The sequence below is a fragment of the Psychrobacter sp. JB193 genome (assembly GCF_002285555.1).
GTDB lineage: Bacteria > Pseudomonadota > Gammaproteobacteria > Pseudomonadales > Moraxellaceae > Psychrobacter > Psychrobacter alimentarius.
On the sequence record NZ_NRGY01000001.1, the window covers coordinates 1,108,073 to 1,134,243 of the forward strand.

The 26,171-nt window shown below is 42.6% G+C and carries 20 protein-coding genes and 1 pseudogene; 13 read left to right on the forward strand and 8 right to left on the reverse strand.

The features are described 5' to 3' along the window. Positions 1-28: 28 nt before the first annotated feature. Complete coding sequence (locus CIK80_RS04850; RefSeq protein WP_095569051.1) at positions 29-1,624, reverse strand: peptide chain release factor 3; 1,596 nt, start codon at positions 1,622-1,624, stop codon at positions 29-31. Positions 1,625-1,783: 159 nt separating this feature from the next. After that, positions 1,784-2,710, reverse strand: coding sequence for a hypothetical protein (locus CIK80_RS04855; RefSeq protein ID WP_095569052.1), 927 nt, complete (start codon positions 2,708-2,710; stop codon positions 1,784-1,786). Between the two features lie 304 nt (positions 2,711-3,014). On the opposite strand from CIK80_RS04855, the gene CIK80_RS04860 reads away from it, so the two are divergent. The 4 genes from CIK80_RS04860 (at position 3,015) to CIK80_RS04875 (ending at position 8,304) form a co-directional block, all read left to right on the forward strand. Next, a complete protein-coding gene (locus CIK80_RS04860; protein WP_062843860.1) occupies positions 3,015-3,428 on the forward strand; it encodes an organic hydroperoxide resistance protein in 414 nt (137 codons plus the stop codon). Between the two features lie 184 nt (positions 3,429-3,612). Next, the gene (gene polA, locus CIK80_RS04865) at positions 3,613-6,591 is read left to right on the forward strand and encodes a DNA polymerase I (protein ID WP_095569053.1); all 2,979 of its coding nucleotides are present in this window, start codon (positions 3,613-3,615) and stop codon (positions 6,589-6,591) included. 329 nt (positions 6,592-6,920) lie between these two features. Beyond that, positions 6,921-7,334: a hypothetical protein gene (locus tag CIK80_RS04870; protein WP_095569054.1), complete on the forward strand. Its 414-nt coding sequence runs from the start codon at positions 6,921-6,923 to the stop codon at positions 7,332-7,334. A 181-nt stretch (positions 7,335-7,515) separates the two neighbouring features. After that, a complete protein-coding gene (locus tag CIK80_RS04875) occupies positions 7,516-8,304 on the forward strand; it encodes an SDR family NAD(P)-dependent oxidoreductase (protein ID WP_095569055.1) in 789 nt (262 codons plus the stop codon). 69 nt (positions 8,305-8,373) lie between these two features. Here CIK80_RS04875 and CIK80_RS04880 read toward each other — a convergent pair whose 3' ends face one another. Further along, positions 8,374-9,660: a right-handed parallel beta-helix repeat-containing protein gene (locus tag CIK80_RS04880; protein WP_179288324.1), complete on the reverse strand. Its 1,287-nt coding sequence runs from the start codon at positions 9,658-9,660 to the stop codon at positions 8,374-8,376. Between the two features lie 163 nt (positions 9,661-9,823). On the opposite strand from CIK80_RS04880, the gene CIK80_RS04885 reads away from it, so the two are divergent. Continuing rightward, complete coding sequence (locus CIK80_RS04885) at positions 9,824-10,171, forward strand: hypothetical protein (protein WP_095569057.1); 348 nt, start codon at positions 9,824-9,826, stop codon at positions 10,169-10,171. Positions 10,172-10,284: 113 nt separating this feature from the next. On the opposite strand, the gene CIK80_RS04890 is transcribed toward CIK80_RS04885, so the two are convergent. Both CIK80_RS04890 and hemH read right to left on the reverse strand, forming a co-directional pair. Then, the gene (locus CIK80_RS04890) at positions 10,285-11,136 is read right to left on the reverse strand and encodes a BPSS1780 family membrane protein (protein WP_095569058.1); all 852 of its coding nucleotides are present in this window, start codon (positions 11,134-11,136) and stop codon (positions 10,285-10,287) included. A 183-nt stretch (positions 11,137-11,319) separates the two neighbouring features. Then, a complete protein-coding gene (gene hemH / locus CIK80_RS04895) occupies positions 11,320-12,339 on the reverse strand; it encodes a ferrochelatase (protein WP_095569059.1) in 1,020 nt (339 codons plus the stop codon). Positions 12,340-12,938: 599 nt separating this feature from the next. Here hemH and CIK80_RS04900 point away from each other — a divergent pair. The 5 genes and pseudogenes from CIK80_RS04900 to CIK80_RS04920 all read left to right on the forward strand — a co-directional run. Continuing rightward, positions 12,939-14,255, forward strand: a pseudogene (locus CIK80_RS04900) (homoserine O-acetyltransferase); the annotation flags it as partial. A gap of 53 nt (positions 14,256-14,308) precedes the next feature. Further along, positions 14,309-14,926 (forward strand): methionine biosynthesis protein MetW, encoded by a 618-nt coding sequence (gene metW, locus CIK80_RS04905; protein WP_095569060.1) that lies wholly within the window; start codon positions 14,309-14,311, stop codon positions 14,924-14,926. A 403-nt stretch (positions 14,927-15,329) separates the two neighbouring features. Further along, positions 15,330-15,911, forward strand: a complete 582-nt coding sequence (locus tag CIK80_RS04910; protein ID WP_062843851.1) for a tetratricopeptide repeat protein — start codon at positions 15,330-15,332, stop codon at positions 15,909-15,911. 157 nt (positions 15,912-16,068) lie between these two features. Next, entirely contained in the window at positions 16,069-16,710 is a 642-nt protein-coding gene (locus tag CIK80_RS04915) for a DUF3885 domain-containing protein (protein WP_095569061.1), read from the forward strand. Positions 16,711-16,942: 232 nt separating this feature from the next. Further along, the gene (locus tag CIK80_RS04920) at positions 16,943-18,016 is read left to right on the forward strand and encodes a rhodanese-related sulfurtransferase (protein ID WP_095569062.1); all 1,074 of its coding nucleotides are present in this window, start codon (positions 16,943-16,945) and stop codon (positions 18,014-18,016) included. Between the two features lie 87 nt (positions 18,017-18,103). Here the strand turns inward: CIK80_RS04920 and uraH are convergent, their stop codons facing one another. Then, positions 18,104-18,535, reverse strand: coding sequence for a hydroxyisourate hydrolase (uraH, locus tag CIK80_RS04925; RefSeq protein WP_095569063.1), 432 nt, complete (start codon positions 18,533-18,535; stop codon positions 18,104-18,106). Positions 18,536-18,926: 391 nt separating this feature from the next. Beyond that, positions 18,927-20,153: a phosphoglycerate dehydrogenase gene (serA, locus tag CIK80_RS04930; protein WP_062843849.1), complete on the reverse strand. Its 1,227-nt coding sequence runs from the start codon at positions 20,151-20,153 to the stop codon at positions 18,927-18,929. A 377-nt stretch (positions 20,154-20,530) separates the two neighbouring features. On the opposite strand from serA, the gene CIK80_RS04935 reads away from it, so the two are divergent. After that, the gene (locus CIK80_RS04935) at positions 20,531-21,973 is read left to right on the forward strand and encodes an FAD-binding oxidoreductase (RefSeq protein WP_095569064.1); all 1,443 of its coding nucleotides are present in this window, start codon (positions 20,531-20,533) and stop codon (positions 21,971-21,973) included. Between the two features lie 115 nt (positions 21,974-22,088). On the opposite strand, the gene CIK80_RS04940 is transcribed toward CIK80_RS04935, so the two are convergent. Beyond that, positions 22,089-22,718, reverse strand: coding sequence for a BLUF domain-containing protein (locus CIK80_RS04940; protein ID WP_095569065.1), 630 nt, complete (start codon positions 22,716-22,718; stop codon positions 22,089-22,091). A 551-nt stretch (positions 22,719-23,269) separates the two neighbouring features. On the opposite strand from CIK80_RS04940, the gene CIK80_RS04950 reads away from it, so the two are divergent. Beyond that, positions 23,270-24,907, forward strand: coding sequence for a carbon-nitrogen hydrolase family protein (locus CIK80_RS04950; protein ID WP_062843845.1), 1,638 nt, complete (start codon positions 23,270-23,272; stop codon positions 24,905-24,907). Between the two features lie 120 nt (positions 24,908-25,027). Beyond that, the gene (locus CIK80_RS04955) at positions 25,028-25,579 is read left to right on the forward strand and encodes a protein disulfide oxidoreductase (RefSeq protein ID WP_095569067.1); all 552 of its coding nucleotides are present in this window, start codon (positions 25,028-25,030) and stop codon (positions 25,577-25,579) included. Positions 25,580-26,171: the final 592 nt, after the last annotated feature.

The following is a 26,171-nucleotide window of genomic DNA, read 5'->3' on the forward strand; positions in this document are numbered from 1 at the left end:
AATAAACTATGCGATAAAATCACTGATTTTAATGCTCACGAGTACTGCTAAACGTCACTTCTGGATAGCGATCTTGCATCAATTGTAAATTAACGCGTGATGGCGCAAGGTAGGTGAGATAACCGCCACCATCTATTGATAATTGGTCATGGGCTTTTTTCTTAAATTTCGCCAGAGCAACTTCGTCATCACAATGAATCCAGCGTACAGTTGCAATCGATACTGGCTCAAACACACATTGCACCTTGTACTCTTCTTTGAGACGATGCGCAACCACCTCAAACTGTAGCACCCCTACAGCGCCCAAGACTAAGTCATTATTAATCTGCGGCATAAATACCTGCGTGGCACCTTCTTCGCTTAACTGCTGTAAACCTTTTTGCAATGCTTTTGATTTGAGTGGGTCTTTGAGTACCACACGGCGAAACAGTTCAGGCGCAAAATGAGGAATACCAGTAAAGTTTAGCTCCTCGCCTTCGGTGAAGCTGTCACCGATAGAGATGGTGCCATGATTATGTAGGCCAATAATATCACCCGGATACGCTTCTTCTAGTGCTTCGCGGTCACCTGCAAGGAAAGTCAAGGCGTCGGCAATGCGCACGTCTTTGCCCAAGCGCACGTGCTTGAGTTTCATACCTTTTTCGTACTTACCTGAGCAAACACGTAAGAACGCGATACGGTCGCGGTGACGCGGGTCCATGTTGGCCTGAATCTTAAAGACAAAACCACTAAAATCTGTCTCTGTAGCACTCACTTCACGCTCGTTGGTAGGATGGGCTTTGGGCGGCGGTGCGTACTTCACTAACGTGTCGAGCACCATGTTGACTCCAAAGTTACCCAACGCTGTACCAAACAAGACAGGTGTCATCTCGCCTGCCAAAAACGCCTCAACATTGAACTCTTCTAATGCCATCTGTACCAGCTCAAGCGATTCTTCAAAGGCATCAAACATCAGGCTACCTAAACGCTCACGGACGTCAGGATAATCATAACCCTCACGGGTCTCAGCGACGGTCATCTTACCGCCGTTACCTTTCTGATAAAAGTATGTCTTATGTTCGGTTAAATGATACACACCCACAAAATCTTGTCCCATACCGATAGGCCAAGTCACTGGAATACATTTGATTTTGAGTACCGCTTCAATCTCACTCAGTAGCTCAAGCGGCTCACGAATCTGACGATCGAGCTTGTTTACAAATGAGATGATAGGCGTGTCGCGCATACGGCAGACTTCCATCAATTTGATGGTACGTTCCTCAACACCTTTTGCCCCATCGACCATCATCAGCGCGCTGTCTACGGCGGTCAAGGTACGATAAGTATCTTCACTAAAGTCGGCGTGACCTGGGGTATCTAGTAGGTTGACGATATGATCTTGATAAGGAAACTGCATGACAGATGTGGTGATGGAGATACCACGCTCTTGCTCCATACTCATCCAATCTGAGGTCGCATGACGATCCGTCTTGCGGCCTTTGACTTCACCCACAACCTGAATGGCTTGTCCCCACAATAGGAGCTTTTCGGTCATGGTGGTTTTACCCGCATCGGGATGCGAGATGATGGCAAAGGTACGGCGTTTGGCAACTTCTTTACTTAACTTTTTTGGTTCTACGCTCATAGTGTTCGGCTTCAATAGTGATGTCAGTTAGAAAACAATCTAAATAAATAGGATAAATAATGGACGTATTGTAGCGGATTTAGCGTCAGGGTGCAGAATTAGCGCACAAAAAAAACACCCTCTAATTTTTAAATAGAGAGTGTTATTGGTTTTTTGGGATCAATAATAACGCTGAATTTGTGTCGCTAAGAAGTCCCCTGCGACTTCATTGACGATTGTACAATCTACCAAACCGCGCAGACTGTTGGTATTGGGTTCTGTCGTACCCTTGGCAATATAATCTGCCTCATAAGTACCCTTACTACTATTACTACCGTCAGTATATTCGACGCCATTGTACTGATAAGAAGGCTGATTTTGATATTCAAAGAACGTCACTTGCGCCGCTTTGTGCTTGTTACCGACGCCAACACCAAACTGAGAGGTTCTATAATCTCTGTTGTCATTGAAGCGATCTTCAGCGCCCTCAATCCATTTATCAATGGATGCGTATCCAGTCTTGTTCTTTTCGTTAAAGACTAAAAACGAGAGATCACTCTTGACCACTGGGATATAACACACTGAACCGGCTGGGAATGCGACATTAGCTGGAATACGAGGATAATTGTTTAAGTCCGTCAAAATTCCTCGACTATTTTCTCTGTTCGTGCCAGCGCTATAGCTGGTGGCTTGTAGACCAGATAAATTTAGCGTTTTATAGGTCGTTTCATAAGTGACTTTATTATTACTGTTTTTCTCATAAATGGGGCGTTTGACCGTGCGATTATCGACTTCAATATTTTTATTTTCAAGCTGCCCTTCAAAGTTATCAGCCAGCACGGTTTTGTCTAAAGTATTCAAACTTTGATTGATATAATTATTGACGATATTTTTTGTCTTTATTTCATGTTCGCCGCTGCGGTACATCTCATCGATACGAGCAATTGCACTGGCATTGGCTTGACTGTCATAGCTATTGGCAAATTTAGTCAGTGTAATCTGGTTGCTACTACCGTCAGAATTATAAGTACCATCGTCTTCTCCGCAGCCGACAAGTATCACAGCGGCCAAAGAAAAAATACTCGGTACAACAATCAATTTGTTCATCAATTAATGTCCTTGTGCTTGATAGAGCTCTTGTTATCCGCTCTAATGATTTTAGTGTAAGTCTCTGTATTATTAGTTTATATTGATACAGGCTCAGTTTATACCTAAAACTTTGTCGATGCGTCACCTTATAATCTTTTTACTTAACATTTCACTTACAAAGACAGGGTATATATTTACGACTGCTTTATACAAATAACTTAGTGGTTTGTTATGCTAAGTCCGATGTCAAAAAACGCTATATCAAAAATCTTATACTAATAAGTATCACTTAACCACAAAAACCTAAAATAAAGGATGAATTATGAAAACGTTATACTCTACTAAAGCAACCGTTACTGGCGGCCGTGCCGGTTCAGTTAGCCTGAGTGACAATGATCTTACTATCAATATGGTACCACCAGGCTCTGGAAAATCAGGCAATAACCCAGAACAGCTTTTTGCGATGGGCTACAGCGCTTGTTTCGATAGTGCATTAGGTGCTGTTAAACAAATGGAAAAAGCCAAGTTTGACTCAACCACTTCAATAGAAGTGGATTTGCTTCAAGGCGAAGGTCATGACTATAAACTAGCTGCTAAGATTCATGTGGTTGGTGAGAACACAGAATTGTCAGCAGATGAATTCCAGCAATTGGTCGAAAAAGCGCATCAAGTTTGCCCATATTCAAAAGCAACTCGTGGCAATATCGATGTAGAAGTCACGTCAGAAGTAAAATAATATATCAGAATCTTTATTACCGATAATAAAAGAACTCAGCTTGTCTGGGTTCTTTTTTTATGTTGGGTATGGCATTGGAAGTTTACCCATAAGAACATCTCTTAACTTTTCAGCAGTTCGGCACGCGCTGATTTTATCGTTATAATAAGGGTATATTTTATCCAATAGCTGATAAGTGACTTTTATGACCGATAATACAACCGACATCACCACAGACAGTGATCATAATTCCCACCAAGCCATCAACCCTGAAACCTTACCAAACTTTGCTACCATGCCCAACGTCGCGACGATGAGCACCGATCACGTCGATAAAAACCAGCCGCCTTTTATCTTGGTGGATGGCTCTTACTATCTGTTTCGCACATATCACGCCTTGCCTAAAACCATGCAAAACTCACAAGGGCTGATAACCAATGCCATCCGTGGTACGCTCAATGCGCTATTGAAGCTGATGCGTCGTTATCATCCGACCCATATGGCCGTCTGTTTTGATACCAAGTCTCCTACCTTTCGCCATCATATGTCTGCCGACTATAAAGCAGGACGTCCACCGATCGATATTGAGCTGGTCGAGCAGATTCCTTATATTCACCGCTTGGTCACCGCCTTAGGTATTCCGCTATTGCGTATTGAAGGCGCAGAAGCCGACGATATCATTGGTACACTGGCTCATCGTGCGGTTGAACAAGGTCATCATGTGGTTATCTCAACTGGTGATAAAGATATGATGCAGCTGGTCAATGACTGCGTGATATTGGAAGACAGCTTTACAGGTAAGATAACAGACACCCAAGCAGTGATTGATAAGTTCGGCATTAATCCAAATCAGATGATCGACTTTTTGACCTTAATGGGCGATACCTCTGATGGTATCAAAGGCGTGCCGGGTATCGGTAAAAAAACTGCCAAAGACCTGCTCGTTGAGTATGGCACCATTGACAACATGCTAAAACACATTGGTTTTATCAAAGGTCGCGGTGCAAAGGGCTTAATTGATCATGCCGATGAGATTCCATTCAATGCCAAGCTTGCCACCATCGTCACAGACTTGGAGATTGGCCAAGATTGGAATGATTTAAAAATCAATACTGACCCTTGTGCGCACATAGACGAACTACGCGATCTATATAGTGAGCTTGAGTTTAGAAATGAGCTGGCCTCGCTCGATCATCCAAATCATCCAGCCAATGGCTCACAAAGTGTCGCTGACAGCCAAGCCGAGGCTGAATCACAAGCACAGGTAGCAAAGTACTTACAGTCGTCAAAAATCACGGATACCAAAGACAGTAAAAGCCACGACAAAGCATGGCACACGGTTTTAGATGAGCCAGCTTTTGACAGTCTAGTTGAATTATTAGCATCCGTGCCGCATTTTGTCATTGATACAGAGACCACCAGCGTGCATTGGCGCGAGGCGCAAATCGTCGGTCTATCGTTTGCCGTAAAAGCTCATGAAGCCTACTATATACCGCTTACCCACAGCTTAGAGGGCGATGAGCTAACAGCCAAACAGCTTGATCGCGACATGGTATTGACGCGCTTAAAGCCTATTTTAGAAAACCCAAACATTGGCAAAATTGGTCAGCATCTAAAGTACGATGCGCATATTCTCGCTCACTATGACATTGACCTTGTTGGCGCGCTCCATGAGCACCCTAACAACTGGGCAATGGATACCATGCTTGCCAGCTATGTGATCAATGCGGCGGTCACTCGTCACGGTATGGACGACTTGGCACGCCATTATCTACAAACCCAAACCATCAGCTATGAAGACGTTGCGGGCAAAGGCGCCAAACAAGTCACCTTCGATCAGGTCGCTATTGATATCGCCAGTGATTATGCCTGTGAAGATGCGGACATTACTTATCAGTTGTTTGATGTATTCAGTTTAGAGATGGCAAATGACAGCAATAACGCCAAATTGCTCCACGAGCTAGAGATTCCAACAGCCCAGATACTTTGCCAAATGGAAGCGCACGGCATTCTTATCAAACGACCATTCTTAAACGAGCTATCAAAACGCTTTGACGAAGAAATCATCGCATTAGAAAAACGCGCTTATGAAGTGGCTGGAGAAGAATTTAACCTCGGCTCCCCTAAGCAGCTTGGTGAAGTATTGTTTGAAAAGCTGGGTGTTGCTGGTGGTAAAAAAACCAAGTCTGGTCAATACTCGACGGGTGAAGCCGTGTTATCCAAGATTGACCATCCATTGGTCGAAATCGTTCTTGAGTATCGTGGTCTCTCTAAGCTAAAGAGCACGTATACCGATGCACTTGATAATGTTGCAGATAGCGAGACCGATCGTGTCCATACCAGTTATCACCAAGCCTTGACCAGTACGGGCCGTTTGTCTTCTACAGAGCCCAATTTACAAAACATTCCGATTCGTACGGCGACCGGTCGCTTAATTCGCCAAGCGTTTATTGCACCAGAAGGTCGCGTCATCTTGGCCGCGGATTACTCACAAGTTGAGTTGCGTTTGATGGCGCATTTTTCAGGCGATAATAACCTTACCCATGCGTTTAATGAAGGGCTGGACATTCACGCGGCGACCGCTGCTGAGGTGCTTGGCAAGGATGTCGCGGATGTCACACCAACGGAGCGCCGTAATGCCAAAGCCATTAACTTCGGCCTACTGTATGGTATGAGCGCTTTTGGTCTTGCCAAGCAGTTGCAAATGAGCCGCGGTGAAGCGCAAGATTACATCGATATGTATTTTGAGCGTTATCCTGGTGTCAAAAACTACATGATCAACACGCGTGCCAGTGCTTATGAGAAAGGCTATGTCGAGACCATATTGGGCCGTAAGCTCTATACGCCAGATATCAATCATAGCAACCGTATGGTCAAGCAAGGCGCTGAACGTGCGGCGATTAACGCGCCACTACAAGGCTCCGCAGCTGATTTAATCAAACTTGCGATGATTGCAGTCGATAAAGTATTGCCAAAAGACCACGCCAAAATGCTGCTCCAGGTACATGATGAATTGGTGTTTGAAGTTGATGCCGATAAGGTGGGTGCAGTCAGTCAGCTGATTACCCATGCCATGCAAGATGTATTGACCACAACAGCGGTAGACAAAGGCTGGAATATCAACTTTGCTGTGCCATTACTGGTTGAAACCGACAGTGGTCAAAACTGGGATGAGGCGCATTAATCACTGACTTAAATTGGCTTGGACATAGGTTGTATTGTCTATATTAACAATACCTTATGACTCGTTAGTTATATTAACCAACAGCATGTGGTCAACGTTGACGTTATAATAACTATTGACCAAGCCGGACGTAGTTGAATGAGTTTTAACTTACAGTGAGCCTTTGTGCTCACTTTTTATTTTTTAAGTATTGGGAGTTTATTATCACAAGCCCTGAAAGCATGATCGAAATTCCTGGTAACATCATTTTAGTTATCTGCTTACTACGTTGCCTACACTATTTTTTGTAGAGCCACATCAGACGGGCGCAAACTTTTTGGCTGGCAGGCGTGCTGATATTTATTACTGCGATACGCCGAGAGCTAAACTATTTACCAGATTTATTTGTTCCAAATAACTTTACCTTGCTCAGCCGCTCTTATGACTGGTGGGAAGATATGGTTCTCACAGTCATTTATTTAGTAGTGGTAGGCTTGTTAATCCACTCGTGGCGCTACCTTTGGGCTTTATTAAAAAAAGCCCCTTTGTCTCTATATGGCAGTGTCGCCGTACTGGCAGTCGTGCAGTATATGGGTGAAAATGCCATATTATTCCCTAAAGATTTTGGTGTTTTCGTCGAAGAGATTTCGGAGACTATCATCTATGCTGTTGCCCTCATATATCTGTGGCGATTGAACATAAGTGACTATGCAAATCAACAAAAGGAGGCAAGCGAGCTACACTATCAAACGTCTACGCGATAAATAAGAGCTTTAATCACACTTTTATCCTATGTCAGTCACAAATAGAATTTTTAATAAAACCAACATGCCTGCATAAAATAGAGACAGATAGGTTTGTTATACTAAATGTCAGTCCGAGTGACAAGGCATTGAATGCCTGCTCTCGATTTGTTGATAATAAATAATAACTGAGTCTCTTATTATGAATATATTGATTACAGGTGCATCACGTGGTATTGGTGTTGCGACTGCCAAGCAGTTAGCAAAAAAAGGGCATCATGTTGGGTTGTTTGCCACTGACAGGACGACGCTTGAGCAGGCCATTAAAGACAAATCCTTTAAAAAGTCAGTCAAAAAACATCAGGTCATTACAGGTCAACTTGACGTGACTCAGCCTGACTCATGGGATAATGCCATCAATCAGATGCTTGAGCGATTTGGTGGCATTGATGTCTTAATCAATAACGCAGGCGTGTTGGTCAGTGGCGCACTGCCCACAACCGATCTCGATGAACAACTGTCCCTGATTGATGTGAATTGTAAAGGTGTGCTGATTGGCTGTCACAAACTTGCGCCGCATCTGGCTGATAGTAATGATGGCAAAATCATCAATGTCTCTTCGGCCTCTGCAATCTACGGTCAGCCCGAAGTGGCAAACTATGCGGCCAGTAAGTTTTTTGTACGTGGTCTCACTGAAGGCCTAAATATCGAGTATGCAAAGCAAGGTATTAAAGTGATTGATGTGATGCCACTTTGGGTCAAATCAGACATGACCGCCGATATTAACGTGACCAGCGTAGAGCGCTTAGGTATCAACTTGACTGTTAATGACGTAGCAAAAACCCTATGCAAACTCACCACACGTCCTAATCGCAAGTTAAAGAGCGTGCATTACACTGTTGGCATGCCAGCCAAAGCCTTTCAAACACTGGCACAAATCACCCCTGATCCATTGATACGCTGGGTCAATACCAAGATTGGCGCCAAATAAACGGTCTGTGCGCGTCTCGCCCTTTCATCACAATCAATAAGTCTCAATAATCAATAACTCTCAAAATGGCTACTCAATACGAGTGGCCGTTTTGCTTGCTTCTCGAATCTTTATTGCCTGCTCCGTGGTCTTATCGACAAAAACATTGTCTCTTATCACCGTCCCTTTTATCGCGCCTGCCCGACTCGCTTCACGTATCTCAGAGCCGATGCTGATAGGCAAATTTACGGTTGCTGCAAATTGATTGCCGCTCACAAATGTGTCGTCATCTTCGATAATGATACCCTGTTCTACTTGCTCAAATCGATTATCAACAATCTGATTGTCTTTGGCACTATCTAAGTGATAGCTGGCAAATGGGGTTTGTTTAATCAAATACGCCCCGCATTCAAAGCCCTTTAGGTTGCGCGATTGTCTTGAGGCTATCCAAACCCCAACCGGCTCTTCTTGAAAGACATTATGACGAATCATATTGTCACGACTCGACTCGGTACGCTTAAAATGATTACTGCGCGCTGGGTCATTGGCATGCTCAAAGCAATTACGATATAAAAGCACACTACCTGCGCCATTATGGATAAAGCGATTATGCTCAATCAGGTTGTCACTAGAGGAATCAACCGCTATTGCCTCACGATTGGGCTTAAAATTTCGAAAGCCATTGCCTACAAAGACTGAGTTTTTAATCACATTATCGCGGCTACCAAATTCCAAATACAATCCTACCGTCCCTGCGTTTTGGATATGCACTTTATCAAAAGTAACACCGTGTACATGGTCACCCACGAACATGCCGCTATTGATACTGTTGCGGCTAGTGACATTACTGACTCGAATATCATTTGGCGCAAGCGCTCGATTGGCAGCAGGCGCAATCAAACCGCGCGCATAACGCTGGTTAGGATTACTATATTGACGAATATGGAGGGCGTGACCATAGCCATCTATATGACAATTGGCCACAGCAATATTATTGATAGCACTATCGGTCTTAGGCCTGATGGTAATGGCACTCGCCTTTGATGCATCATTGGCAGCAAGGCTGAGCATCGCGCCTTGACAATCAAGGGAGCTGTCCGAGGTATTGAGCTCAAACCGTATCGATTTTTCTGTCAGGTCGCAGCCTTGGCTGATGACACTATGGCCTTTTACGATCACTGTCTGATTAGGAACTAACGCTGCACAATCTATCGTCGTCGTGACAGTTGGTAAATGAGCATCGATAATAAGAGGCGGTTTTATATCAGCATCATAGTCAGAACCAGTATAGATAGAGGGCAAACGCTCGCATGCCGTCATGACAACAGTGGCAGTTATCAGAGATAAGGGGAGGAAGAAATGACGAGTGGCTACCATATCGGACCTTTTTGATTGTTTGACCGTCTTACATTTTTTGAACATGCTGTGACACCTTACCACTATTAGCCATCATCATAACCCGTCAAACTACCCTTGATAAACAAAATCACCTATTTCTAATCAATACCTATTTTTAATTAATAATAATAAGGAAGCTTCCATGGAAAACTCAAAAACCCCATTACCAGAAGAGATGGATCATATTGACAGTAACACGACTAGCAGTAATGACTCTGACGATCAGGACAATCAACTGGTCGACTTAGACAATCCAATGCTACACACGATTGACAACGATGATGTGATTGATAACAGTGCTGGGTTTGATAACTCAGAAGTGGGCACGGATGCCACGCAAGGTTTGACGCCTATGCATCGCCAGAACCTCGATGAATCACGTGTTGATGAACTGCTCGTACAAGACAATCTTGATGACAGTCATTATCCTGATACGATGGATATTGCAGACAGAGAAGCAGCAGAGCGTAGTAATGATGATGACTTTTAAAAATAAATAAAATGTTTGACGCGCTTATATACTAAAAAAGCCTGCTTTATAAAATAAAGCAGGCTTTTTTGTAGCGTATAGCAATATGTCAATGTGATGAGAAAACGGAGAAATCAAGTCGTCGCAGATAGAGGCTGATCGGTCCAAACGTCACGGTAGCTTGTATAATAGGTAATCATACCAATTGGTACTAACACTAACATGCCGATTCCCAATGTAAAGGTAAACACCAACAAAGCAATAATCGGCCCTACTAGGAAAAATACAAATAAAGGTCCGATATTTTTTAAACATCCCTTGAGGCTCATTTTCATTGACTCGATAGGACGTATATCGTGCAATACGATTAAGGCAGGGGCAAACCAAACTGCCATAGATAAAGGTATAAAGATTAGTATGGCGACCAAGGAGGCAAGTAACAACGCTATGATAGTGCCATTACTGATTTGGTCGACCGATAGCACGCTATTGATACTGTCCGAACTACTCAGCACATGAGCTAAAGCCACAAATATAATCCCTGCGGGTACAATAGCAATAATAAGGGCAACAACGTACAGTAAGAATAAAATAATCAGCGGCCCTGAATGTGTACCAAATGCTGAAAAAAGATGATTGAATCTCAGCTCTTTACCACTTACTTGCGCAGCGCAGCCTTTTATTATTCCGCCAATAAACACAAAAGAGATAATAGAAAAAATAAGATTGATAACAGGAATCGCGCTCGTGACAGCCATGATGATCAAATACACTACCACCATTCCTATCCATAACAAAAACTGCTCTTTAAATAGGGCAAAAGCGTTGGTGATCCAACTGATACCCCAGCCAGCGCTACCAGATCTAGGCTCAGCTAATAATTGCGGCAATAACTTGCCATACTCATCTACTGGCGGTAACTCTGGTGGCAGTGCATTATTTTTTTGTAGTGAGACCGTATTGGGTGTACCACTAGAGATAGACATATTAACCCTCAAAAATAACCATAAATATTGCCATAGTTTTGCACATTGCTGATAACAATCTCAACTTTATTTCACTATATCTATTCAGATAAAAGTTATCCTAACAAAAAAATACCGAACCTCAGACAGGCTCGGTATTTTTACTCATTATCTTTGTGTCAGGCTGGCTATCAACTGATTTATTTATGCCCAACCATCCAAGGTGCCTGCCCAACCTTTAACCAATGGCGCACTTAACGCTTCGAGCAAATCAATATGCGCTTCATCCAAGTTCAACGCTGGAATATAATGATACTCTTGACCGCCCGCCTCCAAAAAGTTATCACGGTTTTCGATCGCAAGCTCTTCTAGTGTCTCTAAACAATCGGCTGAAAACGCAGGACTAATCACTTGTACTGAGCGCACGCCAGACTTGCCCCAGTCCTCTAACACGACGTCGGTATAAGGCTTGACCCATTCTTGTTTGCCAAAGCGTGACTGAAAGCTGATAATCCATTCATCTGCTTGTAAACCTAGTGCCTGCGCCACTTGCGCTGCCGTACATTTACAACGACTAGGATACGGATCGCCTTTATCAGCATAAGGCTGCGGAATACCATGAAAGCTAAACATCAGCTTTTCAGGTTTGCCATGCTTCGCTTGAAACCGACGTATCGAGTCTGCCAACGCTTGAATATATAGCGGATGGGCAAAATAATCTTTCACAATCGTATAATTGGGCAGATTGCGTTGCTTAAGCGTCCATTTGGTCAGCGCATCATATACCGCACCGCCTGACGACGCGGAGTACTGCGGAAATAAAGGCAATACGACAAAATGATCAACGCCTTCGCTACGCAGCGTATCCATCACATCCGGTAAACCTGGATTGCCATAACTCATGGCAGGATGTACCGACACACGAAAAGGCGCAACGCTATTGGCCAAGCGTGGCTCTAACTTCTCAACTTGGCTTTTTAGAATCTTACGAATCGGTGAATCCCCTTCCCAAATACTGGCATAAGCCTTTGCCACACGTTTAGGACGACTTGGCAAAACAAATAGGTTCAGAATAATCGCCCATAAGAGCTTTGGGATTTCAATCACACGAGGGTCTGACAAAAACTGTTTCAGATAACGACGTACCGCAGGCGCGGTCGGCTCATCTGGTGTACCAAGGTTAACTAATAGGACAGCAATACGTGGAGGCAGTTCAGGTTTCATAGCAGCACTATTTTATTGGTTAATTAAAAAATACGAGATGACAGGCAAAGTAAGTCGATAACAGATTATTAAGTCAGTGTTAAACCAACGCCATGTAAGTGTAGCATTTTATCTATTAATAACGCAGGGTAAAAGTGTGCTGACACAATTTGATACTCAGTGTTTGATCACACCCTTTTCACTTGCATCATTCTGCCGCTATAAAAACTCAGCTCGAAAAGCTGCATGAAGGTTGTACTCATATGCGCATCACCATACAATAGGCAAGCCTGTGGTAATGAAAACTATGAGCCAAAATATAGTGTATAGTCGATTCATTTTAAAAACGATAGAGTACGACTGGTATAAATTTTCCTTGCGTGCTGTTAATACAGAGGCTACAAAAAATTCATCCCAGTCGTACGTCACTCTTAACGTATCGATTTATTTAGAACTGACTATAGGTAATAACAATGTCGGTCAAACAATCTGTCGACATCTTGCCATTTTTATTTTATTGACGATTGTTGTCTTGCGAGGTAGCTTTGAACGCACGCCCTGATAGTACCAGTGACCTTCTTCTTAAAGAGACAGCCCATTCAACTGATGCGGTTGATTCTGTGGGCTCCGTAGGTATCGTCACGCCCCAGATTTTTCATTTTGCTGAGCCGTTAACGTTAGAGTGCAATCGTACGCTGCCCTCGTTTGACTTAATAGTCGAAACCTATGGTACGCTCAATAGCGACAAATCAAATGCCGTGCTTATTTGCCATGCTTTATCAGGCAGTCATCATGCAGCGGGTTTTCATAGTAGCGATGATAAAAAAGCGGGTTGGTGGGACAATATGATTGGCCCTAATAAGGCCATTGATACCAATCAATTCTATGTGGTCTGTGTCAACAATATTGGCAGCTGTTTTGGTTCTACTGGCCCAACCACTACCAATCCAGACAGCGTTCATTCAGATGAGCCTACAAACGAACATAGTGAGCCTCAAGTATACGGCCCTGACTTTCCTTTGGTCACTATCAAAGACTGGGTAAAAACCCAAGCTATGCTATCAGACCGCCTTGGGATTGACGTATGGCACGCCGTTGTCGGTGGCTCTATGGGCGGAATGCAAGCATTGCAGTGGTCAGTGGATTATCCAGACAGACTCAAGCGCTGCGTGGTCATTGCCAGTACGCCCAAGCTATCAGCACAAAACATCGCCTTTAATGAAGTGGCGCGTCAGTCCATTCTCTCTGACCCTGACTTTAAGGATGGGCGCTACTTGCAGGCAGGTACTTACCCTCGTCGCGGTCTGATCCTAGCACGCATGGTGGGTCATATTACCTATCTTACTGATGATGCCATGAAAGCCAAATTCGGGCGTGATCTGAAATCTGGCAAATTTATGTATGGCTATGATGTTGAGTTCCAAGTTGAGAGTTATTTGCGCTATCAAGGTGAGCGTTTTAGCGAAAACTTCGATGCCAACACATATTTACTGATGACCAAAGCGCTAGACTATTTTGACCCAACACGTGGCTATCTAACGCATGATTGTCCTTCAGCACCGTCTACAGAAACGACAGAGCCTGTAACAGAACTTGAAGACTCAATTGGTGCATCAGTCGAAGCGTCCAAAACAGCCACTCAAATTGAGCTAGAGGACGATTTAGCCGTTATCAGTAATAATGAGCACAACCGTCAGCAAGAGCTAACGGCGCTCAAAGCGGCATTTGCCCACACACAATGCCAATACTTGGTGGTGTCCTTTACCACTGACTGGCGCTTTGCCCCAGAGCGCTCGCAAGAAATTGTTGATGCCTTAATGGCAACAGGAAAACCCGTCAACTACATCAACGTCGACGCGCCGCACGGTCATGACTCATTTTTATTCGATATCCCGCGATATATGGACGCTGTCAAAGGGTTTTTAACTGCGCCATTTATTGCAGACCGCCAGCCAAAAAACAATCGCCAGCAACCAACAGGAGCACGCTCATGAGAATGGACCATCAACTGGCTGAGCGCTGGATTGCGCCGCAGTCACATGTGCTAGATTTGGGCTGTGGTAATGGGGAGCTGCTTGCACATTTGCAACAACATCGCGGGGTGACGGGCTACGGACTTGAGATTGACGAAGAAAAAATCAATGACGGCATTGCAAAAGGCTTGTCTATTATTGAACAAGATCTCAACGACGGTCTAGCGCGTTTCGCTGACAATAGCTTTGATACGGTTGTTATGGCACGGGCGCTACAGGCAGTAAAATCACCTGATGTCTTGTTACTTGATATGCTGCGCGTTGCTCGTGAAGCCGTTATTACTTTTCCGAATTTCGCCCATTGGCAAAACCGCCTGCACTTAGGTTTAAAAGGCCTGATGCCTGTCTCAGAAGCGCTGCCTTACGAATGGTATAACACACCAAACATTCATTTATGCACCTTTAAAGATTTTGAGCAATTGTGCGCCAAGCACGATATTCATATCATCAACCGCTTTGCGGTCAGTGATTCTGAAAAAGGACATACTCCCTTGATGAAAACCTTGATACGACGAGCGCCCAATTTATTAGCTGATGTCGCTATCTATCGCGTTACCAAACAAAAACCAGAATAACAATAGCAGCCAGTCAATAAAATATAATTGAAAACAATAAGTGACAAGAAATTCTGCAGGTACAATTCTTAACCTTAATAAAGTTTGGTTTTATTATTACAATCAAGTAACTCTATGATTTTATTAAGGTCAAACAGGTATAGATAGGAATTGAATCGTGTAATTAGTATTTGAGTTTCGTAAGTTTGGGTGTTAAGCTAGCGAAATAGTGTCAGCAGTACCGCCACGGCGACCATTTATGGGTCCAATGTTGGTCGATTGCAACACTACCATGATAAATTATATTGCTAATGATTAGGTAAGTTGATACTGCAAGATTTCACCTAATTGTTACTGCCGCTTAATTCGGTTCAGCGGTACAACTTTTTCTTTTGCTTATTAACTGCCTAATATTGGAGCTGCTATGAAATTATTAAAAGCTGCGTTGTTTACCGCGTTGTTTTCTTGTGCGGGTATTGCAAACGCTGAGTTAATATCAAACGTGCCACTTGATACCTCACGTTTTGAGCTAATGCCTGTCAGTGAGCTGTCTGCCAGCGCTGCTCAAGGTAATGATCACGCTCAATTTTATTTGGCCAAACGCCTACAAAAAGGCCAAGGCATTGCCCAAAACACTCAACAAGCCATCCAGTGGTACACCAAAGCGGCAAATCAAGGTGTTGCCCCTGCTCAGTTGAACCTTGCCATCATGTACTTGCGCGGTGAAGGGGTACAACCAAACCTACAACAAGCTCGCATTTGGTTAGAAAAAGCAGCAATGCGCGGTGACAACCGTGCCAGCTACACCCTTGCCTTGTTAGATGAAAAGCAAAAGAATTTGGTTGATGCCTATAAATGGTACGACTTGGCTGCCCGTGATGGCATGCTAGATGAAAAAGTTCGTAACAAAGCACGCGGCAAAATTGGTCAATTGGCATTGAACTTATCAAGTGCTGATATTGCTAGTGCTCGTAGTAAAGCAGATACTTGGTTCCAGAGTAAGTAAACTCAACGCTTACGCAGTGAATATAAAAAAGCTCAGTATTTTACTGGGCTTTTTTGCGTTAAACCTATAATTCAATTTCATCACTTATGAGCTGTAATACTTAATTTAATAAAAGAACGATCTATTCTATTCGTATCTTATATAGTGAGTTAAAAGCATGTATAAAGAATTTGAAGGAATAAAATTAGATATTCCCCTTTTTTATAATAATAAGTTTGGACTAAGGTTTCAGATAGGTCTACCTGATTTAGAGATTTGGACAAACTATGAGAGCGGGATTTATAACGAAATATACTTTGATACTGCCTTAAACAGAGCAGTGGATATATTTGAACAAGTATTTGCTGCAGATGATGATATTTCTATTGTTTATCAAGTTCATTTGAACCGTCGTAATCAGATAAGGAAAAGTAATTTTATATTTAAGCAAATAAGCGAAATTGAGAAAAGGTATATCGACATTACTAAGTGTCGAATTTTGGATAATGAACGTTTTGACTGTATTTCTTATCGTTATAATAAAGTCGTAATATCAAATATAAAAACTGAAGATGTAAATGTACAAAATATTTTATTAGCTTTGATAAATTCTGATTTTAGAAGAGCTAAGCCAGTGTTTAAAGGAGATTGCTTTTTTATCAATCATACTAGAGATGTTGTTCTTAACCTCTATGATGACCGAGGCATGGACATAGTCGCACTCGAAAGAAGTGCACTAGAGACACTCTATAAGGGTCATTCAGAGTTCCTTTTAGACTATGATCGCGAATACATAGATGATATGTTTTCTTCGAAGTAACTGCGCATGAAAAATATTTTAGACTAAAATTATTATTTTCCTAACCTATACGTCTATTAGGATAAGCCCATCATTGTGCTTGCACTACTACATACAAACCATTCAAAACTTTCTCAAAATTTGCTACACTACGCGCACATCGGTCAATTCCACAATTGCGCCAATGTTTTTATCCCTTCAAAAGACTTAACTTATTGCACTGGGTTTGCGACCCAGCCAGCAGGAGAGACACATGAGCACCACTCAAAATAGTAGTATCCAAGAAACCACTGTACCCAATGACAAATCGGCTCCCGCCTACGATAGCGTCACCAATAATATCGTGGTTGCAGCCCTTTATAAGTTCACACGCTTTGCCGATTTTGAGCAATACCGTGAGCCAATTTTAAATACTATGCTCGATAATGACGTTAAAGGTACGTTACTCATTGCAAGCGAGGGCATTAATGGTACGATTTCTGGTACACGTCAAGGCATTGATGACGTCCTTGGCTATCTGCGCAGCATTGAAGCCATTGGCAGCTTTACCTTTAAAGAGTCTTATACCAATGCTCAACCATTCTACCGCACCAAAGTAAAACTCAAAAAAGAAATCGTAACCATGGGCGTAGAGAATATTGATCCGCTACAGTCCGTTGGTCGTTATGTCAAACCTAGCGAGTGGAATGCGCTGATCTCAGACCCAGACGTTATCCTGATTGATACACGAAACGATTATGAAGTGAAAATTGGGACGTTTCAAAACGCGGTCAATCCAAACACGGAAACCTTCCGTGAGTTTCCAGAATATGTCGCCAAAGAGATGGACCCAGCCAAACACAAAAAGGTTGCGATGTTCTGTACAGGCGGCATCCGCTGTGAAAAATCCACTGCCTATATGCGCGAGCAAGGATTTGAAGAAGTCTATCATCTAGAAGGTGGCATCTTAAAATATCTAGAAGAAATCCCAGTCAGTGAATCGATGTGGCAAGGCGATTGCTTTGTGTTTGACAACCGTGTGTCGGTCAATCACAACTTAGAAAAAGGCAGCTATGAGCAGTGTTTTGCCTGCCGTATGCCCATTACTGCTGATGATATGCAAAGCCCCGCCTACATCAAAGGCGAGTCATGCCCGCATTGCATTGATAAAGCAACAGATGAGCAAAAAGCCCGATTCCGCGAGCGTGAGCATCAAATGCAGTTAGCACAAAAACGCGGCGAAGCTCATATTGGTAGTGACGTCATGGATGTGATTGAAAAACGCAAAGCCGCCAAGATTGAAGCCCGTCGTCAAGCTGAAGCAGACGAAAAAGCCAAAACAGAATAAATTTACTTCTAATTGAACCAAAAAAAAACACCTCAGTTAATGATTTAGCTGATGTGTTTTTTTGTCTTTATTTTTACTCAATACAATTTAGCTACCACGATACGTACTATAGCCGTATGGCGATAAAGTGATTGGCACATGATAATGGTTGTCGCCTTCAATGTTGAAGTTGACTTCAACATAAGGATAAAAAGACTTCAGACCTTGATTACGAAAATAAGGAGTTGTCTCAAAGATAAGCTTATAAGTACCATCGTGCTGAACACCATCTTGATTCGGTAAAAAGTTGCCAATACGTCCATTGGCGTCCGTTTTTTGAGTATTCAGTAATTTCCAACCGCCTGCCTTATCTTGCATCATTAGCTTCACATTGACATTTGGTGCAGGTTTACCTGTACTGATATCCAAAATATGACTGGATAGCTGGTAGTCTTCTTGATTACCCGCAGCATGGCTTGCCACCGCAGTAGTAGCCAACACTCCTCCAAAGGCAATCGCTTTTAGTAAGTTATTATTCATAAAGCCTCTTCTCAACACTATGTTGTTCAATAGATTATTTTTAGATTAGTTAGTAGCTTTTGTATTAGACTTTTACAAAAACCAGTCGGAACTAAGATGATAAATATAATGAATCACAGAATACATAGGTAGGCGTTTTGCTTTATATATTTAACGATATTTTGTATATTTATTTAACTATCGTCTTACAAGATTCATAAAAATTTAACGTATATAAAGTAGAAGTAGTGAGCATCATATAAATAAGCTAGAAAGTTTTTATGACGCAGAAATAGGTGTCATTGGAACTATAACTGCCTGTTTAAAAATTTTTTAAAACAAAAAAATAGCAGGCACTCATCAAATGGCCTGCTATTTTTTACTGCTAATTAAATTAAAATATAAGTACTGCTTAGAACAGAATACGTACGCGGATCGTTTCTTCTACATCTTTTAATTGATCTAGCGCTGCTGTCGAATCGTTATAATCGACATCCATCACCAGATAACCCACATCGCCTTCTGTCATTAAGCTCTGAGCCAAAATGTTGATACCTGCTTCTGCAAACAGACGGTTGATCTGAGACAGTACGCCTGGTACGTTTTTGTGAATATGAAGCAGGCGATGTGAATTTTCTTTGAACGGTACAGAAACTTCTGGGAAGTTGACAGCTGTTGCCGTATCCCCTTGATCAGAGTATCTGACGAACTTATCAGCCACTTCTAGACCAATATTGGCCTGCGCTTCTTGCGTTGAACCACCGATATGCGGCGTCAAGATCACATTGTCAAACTTACGTAATGGAGACTCAAACTCTTCGTCCGCAGATTTTGGCTCTTTTGGGAACACATCAATCGCCGCGCCCAATACTTTGCCAGACTCAAGCGCTGCTGCAAGATCATCAATCTCAACGCAGGTACCGCGAGCCGCATTGATAAAGTAGCTGCCTTCTTTCATCTGCGCGAACTGCTCTGCTTTCATCATATAACGCGTGCTTGGCAAATCAGGTACATGCAATGTCACGATGTCAGCTGTTGATAGTAGCTCTTCTAAGCTGCCAACCTGAACGGCATTACCAAGTGGCAATTTGGTCACAGCATCATGATAGATGACTTTCATACCGAAGCTTTCTGCTAGGACAGACAATTGCGAGCCGATAGAGCCATAGCCGACGATACCGATCGTCTTACCACGGACTTCATGTGAGTTAGCCGCAGACTTGCCCCAGCCGCCACGATGGACGGTCGCGTTTTTTTCAGGAATGCCGCGGTATAGCATGATGGCTTCGGCCAATACCAGCTCTGCCACTGAGCGAGTGTTTGAGTATGGTGCGTTAAAGACAGGAATACCAAGATCGCGAGCCGCGTCCAAATCTACTTGGTTGGTACCAATACAAAAGCACCCAATACCGATCAGCTTATGCGCATGCTCAAGTACTTCGCGTGTCAATTGCGTACGCGAACGAATACCGATGAAGTGGGCATCTTTAATTTTTTCGATGAGCTCATCTTTATCAAGAGCATGACTGATGTTCTCGATATTATGATAGCCTGCCCCTTCCAATACTTTTAACGCATTGTCATGTAGACCTTCGAGCAATAGAAACCGGATTTTATCTTTTTGTAGTGATAACGCCATGTGAGAACTGTCCTATAATTGTCTTATAAAATTATCTGATGGATAATCCATGATGAGTGAAACGAAAACAGTCTAGATATCTTACACAAAATCCGACCTTGATGTTAGCAGATTACAGCAATTATTGATGATTAAGCCTGAAAACTTTTTATGCTATAGTGAATCATTTGGTTCGCAATGGACTTGTTTATCTTTTACGACTGTCTCGGCTCGTCTGAGTAAGCACACTCGAATCGCTCGATAATTATCAATATAACCAACTTCCAGTTATACACCCACAACCATATAAACATAGTTATATGGGTTTCGTTATATCAATTTAGCGATATAATAATCTTCTTTATGCATAGCGCTTACGTTTATACTGAGATTTGACCATGACTTCCTTATCTAGCCAAAGCACATCTGAAACCCATCCGATTGCTGTCCAAACGATACTGAGTACCTTAATCGATACGCATCAGTTCGATCCCAGCCAAATCAAAACTGACGCTGAGAGCCTAGAGCACTGGGGCAAAGATTGGACTAAGCATTTCACGCCCAATGCCGCAGCCATCGTCTTTCCAAAGACCACCGAACAAGTACAAACCATCGTCTTACTCGCTAATGAACACAACGTCGTGCTAACCCCAAGTGGCGGTCGTACTGGACTCTCAGCGGGCGCGGTCGCCGCCAATGGTGAGATTGTCGTCAGCATGGATAAAATGAACCAGATTGGTGAGTTTTATCCTGCCGATCGCATGGTTGAGATTGAAGCAGGCGTTGTAACCGAGCAATTACAACAGTTCGCCGAATCAAAGGATCTCTACTATCCAGTGGATTTTGCTTCAGCAGGCTCGAGCCAAATGGGCGGTAATATTGGCACCAATGCTGGTGGCATCAAAGTCATTCGCTATGGTATGACCCGTCAATGGATCATGGGACTGACGGTCGTCACCGGTCGTGGCGATATCTTGCATCTCAACCGCGGTATGGTCAAAAACGCTACTGGTTATGATTTGCGCCAACTTTTCATTGGGGCAGAAGGCACACTTGGCCTTGTGACTCATGCACAGATCAAGCTTGAGCGTCAGCCACAAGACTTAAACGTCATGGTGCTGGGTATGGACAACTTTAGTGATGTGATGAATGTGCTTTCTGCCTTCCAAGCAAAGATTGATTTGACCGCCTTTGAGTTCTTTGATGATGTGGCGATTGATAAGCTGATGGCACACGGTCAAGTACAAGAACCGTTTGAGTCGCGTACCAAGTTTTATACGCTATTAGAGTTTGAAGTACCGTATGAGCCAATCATGGAAAAAGCCATGACAATATTTGAGCAGTGTCTAGAGCAAGGCTGGGTCGTTGACGGTGTCATGAGTCAGAGCTTATCGCAAGCGGCCGAGCTTTGGAAGCTGCGCGAATATATCTCTGAGACCATCTCAGTTTTCACGCCTTACAAAAACGATGTATCCGTACTGATTAGCTATGTACCTGATTTTATCACTGAGATTGATGAGATTGTCAGCAGCAACTACCCTGACTTTGAGGTGTGCTGGTTCGGTCATATCGGCGATGGCAATTTGCATCTCAATATTTTAAAACCTGAAAACATGAGTAAAGATGATTTCTTTGCCGAGTGTCAAATCGTCAATAAGTATGTGTTTGAGACGGTAAAAAAATACGGCGGTTCAGTATCTGCTGAGCACGGCGTGGGTATGACCAAAAAGCCGTATCTGCACTATAGCCGCAGCGAGGCTGAGATGAGCTATTTACGTGATATCAAAAAAGTCTTTGACCCAAACAATATTATGAATCGTGGGAAGATTTTTGATATGTAATTGGCAGTAGGATTAGATTGAGATAAAAAAAGACGCTATACCGACAGGCTAGCGTTTTTTTTGTGCATTATATAAAGTATCAATTTATGAATAAAAAGGAGAACACCTTATTATTTTACAAATACAGTAGTACCAACCCTGCCACGAGTAACAAACTTAAAAACCCTTGCACAATCAAAAAAGCTTGATGCGGTGCCGCAATATGACGAAACATATTACCCAGCGCATTATAGGTAATACCTGCCGCCTGAATGTGAGGTGGGTTGTCAAAGGTTTTGATAATTTGTAAGAAACGCTCTGTACGCTCTGGTGACCAATCATGGGGGAAAAATGGCAAATAGGGTGACAATTGCGCGGCTTGTTTCTTTGTCGCGGGTGACCACAACCAACGTTCTAAGAACAGCAAACGCATACGCCAGTCAGTAAAGCTGCGGTGATCTATAGCCTGCAATAGTAACGTCTCAACATTCTTATGACGATTGTCGGCAAAAATACGTTGTTTTAATGCAAATACGTGAGCTTTCTCCCCTTCAATACATTGCAAAAATTGACCATTGCCATAACATAAGATACCAGTAATACCATGCTGCTGATTATAATCACGCGCATGACGTTCTACCTCTTCAAATATAGACGTGTTCAAACGTGAGCCTAAGGTCAAACTGCTGACATAAACCAATTGAATCAGCGTTGAGTCTTGTACTTCATCACCCATATTGCTTCTATTTTTGTAATTCGTGGGCATAATAAACCATCCTAAAAAACCATCTTATAACGGCGAAATGAAACAAACCAAACAAAGTAAAACGATGCCCAAAAAGAACATAGGATACTGACTCACAAAAACGTAGCAAATAGTTACCACGTTAGACTTTTATTGATGAGGTAGCTTGTTATGATAGCGAGCAGAACGAAACGTATTTGGAGTGAAGGTACTAAGAAATGCTATTTAACAAAGTTATCAGGTCAGCTTGAAAGAGTATTTAGCCAACTCGCCATAGACATTAAATATCTTTCAACTCTGGTCGGTAAGGATAGTCACCTTTTAATCAGTTTGACTAAAATATCTGTTAAACCAGCGACAATTACAATAAAATTTATGCACTAAATGAGATAGAATATCATTATAACGTATTGTAAATGCAGCAATAAATCATTGTAACGGTAATACTCTGTCAATGAAATATATTTATTGCATCTGTTACACAAAGACTTGTTATTTTGAATCTTACCCCCCCTTAAACGACTCCTTTTTCAATATTGTTATAACCCGTAAAATGCAAAAACAGGAAAATTATGAGTAAAATAGAAAAGTTAGATGACTTTCATCTTACGATTGCTGAGATTAAGAAAAAAGACTATCCGCAATTAAAAGCGCTGATGGATCGCGTTTATGTCAACTTGGGTGGCGCTTGGTCAAAGACCACCATTCACACCTTAATTGATGCCTTCCCTGAAGGTCAGATTGCCTTATTTGACCACGATCAATTGATCGGTATTGTCTTATCCATGCGCGTTGATTATGCTAAGTTTTCAAACCCGCATACCTATGATGATTTGATTGGTCAAAAAGAGATCATCAGAGACAACCCAGAAGGCGATGCTATCTACGGGTTGGACGCGTTGATTGATCCTGAATATCGTGGTTATCGCTTAGGTCGCAGGCTCTATGATGCCCGTAAAGAGCTGTGCCGTCAGCTAAACTTCCGCGCTATTTTGGCTGGTGGACGTATTCCCAACTATCATCATCACCAAGATCTGACGCCTGGTGAATATATTGACGCTGTTGCGTCACGTGAAATTCATGACCCTGCGCTCTCTTTTCAGTTATCTAACGGCTTTATCGTCAAGCGTATTTTGACCGCGTATCTGCCAGATGATGCGCAGTCCAAAGGTTTTGCCACCCTACTTGAATGGGCAAATATTTACTATGAGCCACAAGATTATAAACCCAACACGCGCAAGTCCGAAGTGCGTATTGGCGGTATTCAGTGGCAAATGCGTGAGGTTGAGTCTCCTGAAGAGCTGCTGCAGCAGGTTGAGTTTTTCGTTGACGTTATGGCAGATTACAACTCAGACTTTGCTTGCTTGCCAGAATTCTTTAATGCACCATTAATGGGTCTGTGTGAGTCAACGGATCAAAATGTCGCTATTCGCTTTTTGGCCGGTTATACCGAATGGTTCAAAAACGAAGTCTCTCATCTGGCGGTCAGTTATAACGTCAACGTTATCGTAGGCTCGATGCCATTACTCGATGAAGACGACACGCTGTATAACGTCAGTTACTTATGTCGCCGCGATGGTACGGTGGAAGAGCAGCGCAAAATTCACATTACCCCACATGAGCGTAGTGCTTGGGTCATCGAGGGTGGTGATGAGGTTAAAGTATTCGATACGGATGCTGGTCGTATTGGTATCTTGGTCTGTTATGATGTTGAATTTCCAGAGCTTGCTCGTTTGCTCGCGCTTGACGATATGGACATTTTATTCGTGCCTTTTTGGACAGACACCAAAAACGGCTACTTGCGTGTGCGCCACTGTGCTCAAGCACGAGCGATTGAGAACGAATGCTATGTCATGATTTGCGGCTCAGTCGGTAACTTACCGCAAGTTGAGAGCTTAGACATTCAATACGCGCAGTCTTCTATATTTTCACCATCAGACTTTGCGTTCCCCCATGATGCGATTATGGCAGAAACCACTGCGAACACTGAGATGATCTTCTTCTCAGATGTGAATTTAGACAAACTCACTCACGTCCGTAACGAAGGCTCGGTACACAATCTGATCGACCGTCGTGATGACTTGTTTAGCCTAAAATGGAAACGAAAATCAAAAATATCAGCGAGCAAGTTAAGTGATGAAGAACGTCGTGAAAACTCAGGTAGCGTCTTATTGGGCGATCCGTTACAAGACCGTGCACAAAAACCTTAATCGGTTAAGATAAGAACGCTAATATAAGATACGAGAACCTTCTCACTTGATAATACGGCTGATCATTCAGCCGTTTATTTTTATCTACTCAAAAACCTAAGAGTGAAAAAAGCAGCCACTATGACGACTGATATCGGCAAAAAAAAGAACACGCTCAAAAAGACACCAAAACAAAAAGCGTGGTCTGTATTAAAAACCGTCCTGCTATACGGTCTGATATTTGCTGTGGTATATACTACCATTAATTGGTGGCGTCAGCCGGTCATGCCTGCCAACCCAGAATTGCAACTGACAGATTACGAAGGGCAAATGGTTGATTTGGCAGCGCTGAGTGACGAGAAACCTACTCTAGTATATTTTTGGGGTACATGGTGTCCTGTTTGCCGTGTTACTTCTCCCACAATAGACAAATTGGCGGCCCAAAATAATTATCCTATTGTCACTGTTGCTATCAAATCAGGGTCTGATCAAGAGCTACGTCGTTATCTTACTGAACACAACTATAGCTTTACGACTGTGAATGACAAAGAAGGTCGTATCTTTGCCGATTGGCAAGGACAGGTTACACCCTCTTATGTCATCCTAAATGAAGGTGAGATGAGTCAAGGTTTGACTGGCGTACAGCCACTTTGGTCGTTGAAATTACGGTTATGGTTGTCCTCTATTTTCTAAAATTTGACTAACACTTTAGCCGATGTTTAATATACTTTAATAGCCAATACACTTGAAACGTGCACTACAGATAGTTTAAAAGATAATCAGTATTTAAGATAAATCACTGCATTCGTTTTGGATAAAGTCATGGTGTTGCGGGCCAGCTCTTTTTACCCTATCCTTTTTGTCATATAATAGCTGCCGTTATCTTTTTTACTGATTCTTATACGATTGATTTACTTTAACAAACCCTTATGCGGTTAGAAGCAGCTTTGCAAAGTGCTGAAGGTAAGAAGCATAAAATCAGTGATAAAAAATTATGTCCGGTAAATGCTATTTAGGCTGGGATTTTTATCATCTTAAACACATCAGAACGGTATTTTATGACTGATAAACGTATTTTAGGTTGCATTCGCCTTGTGAGCATTTATTATTGACCTGACTGTATCTTAAGCGGCGATAACATCTGTCACCAGCCACCGCTTGTTGTCACGTACACTGAAATCATTATGTGGATAATGATATGCTATTGATATAAATTATTTTAACATCTGACTTGTAGGCAGTATCTGACTTGCAAACAAGATTCAATGCTGTAAAACATAAATGT

Coding starts and splice junctions, on each gene's coding strand:
- CIK80_RS04850 (WP_095569051.1), bottom strand. CDS start 1,624: ATGAGCGTAGAACCAAAAAAGTTAAGTAAAGAAGTTGCCAAACGCCGT.
- CIK80_RS04855 (WP_095569052.1), bottom strand. CDS start 2,710: ATGAACAAATTGATTGTTGTACCGAGTATTTTTTCTTTGGCCGCTGTG.
- CIK80_RS04860 (WP_062843860.1), top strand. CDS start 3,015: ATGAAAACGTTATACTCTACTAAAGCAACCGTTACTGGCGGCCGTGCC.
- polA (WP_095569053.1), top strand. CDS start 3,613: ATGACCGATAATACAACCGACATCACCACAGACAGTGATCATAATTCC.
- CIK80_RS04875 (WP_095569055.1), top strand. CDS start 7,516: ATGAATATATTGATTACAGGTGCATCACGTGGTATTGGTGTTGCGACT.
- CIK80_RS04880 (WP_179288324.1), bottom strand. CDS start 9,660: ATGGTAGCCACTCGTCATTTCTTCCTCCCCTTATCTCTGATAACTGCC.
- CIK80_RS04885 (WP_095569057.1), top strand. CDS start 9,824: ATGGAAAACTCAAAAACCCCATTACCAGAAGAGATGGATCATATTGAC.
- CIK80_RS04890 (WP_095569058.1), bottom strand. CDS start 11,136: ATGTCTATCTCTAGTGGTACACCCAATACGGTCTCACTACAAAAAAAT.
- hemH (WP_095569059.1), bottom strand. CDS start 12,339: ATGAAACCTGAACTGCCTCCACGTATTGCTGTCCTATTAGTTAACCTT.
- metW (WP_095569060.1), top strand. CDS start 14,309: ATGAGAATGGACCATCAACTGGCTGAGCGCTGGATTGCGCCGCAGTCA.
- CIK80_RS04910 (WP_062843851.1), top strand. CDS start 15,330: ATGAAATTATTAAAAGCTGCGTTGTTTACCGCGTTGTTTTCTTGTGCG.
- CIK80_RS04915 (WP_095569061.1), top strand. CDS start 16,069: ATGTATAAAGAATTTGAAGGAATAAAATTAGATATTCCCCTTTTTTAT.
- CIK80_RS04920 (WP_095569062.1), top strand. CDS start 16,943: ATGAGCACCACTCAAAATAGTAGTATCCAAGAAACCACTGTACCCAAT.
- uraH (WP_095569063.1), bottom strand. CDS start 18,535: ATGAATAATAACTTACTAAAAGCGATTGCCTTTGGAGGAGTGTTGGCT.
- serA (WP_062843849.1), bottom strand. CDS start 20,153: ATGGCGTTATCACTACAAAAAGATAAAATCCGGTTTCTATTGCTCGAA.
- CIK80_RS04935 (WP_095569064.1), top strand. CDS start 20,531: ATGACTTCCTTATCTAGCCAAAGCACATCTGAAACCCATCCGATTGCT.
- CIK80_RS04940 (WP_095569065.1), bottom strand. CDS start 22,718: ATGCCCACGAATTACAAAAATAGAAGCAATATGGGTGATGAAGTACAA.
- CIK80_RS04950 (WP_062843845.1), top strand. CDS start 23,270: ATGAGTAAAATAGAAAAGTTAGATGACTTTCATCTTACGATTGCTGAG.
- CIK80_RS04955 (WP_095569067.1), top strand. CDS start 25,028: ATGACGACTGATATCGGCAAAAAAAAGAACACGCTCAAAAAGACACCA.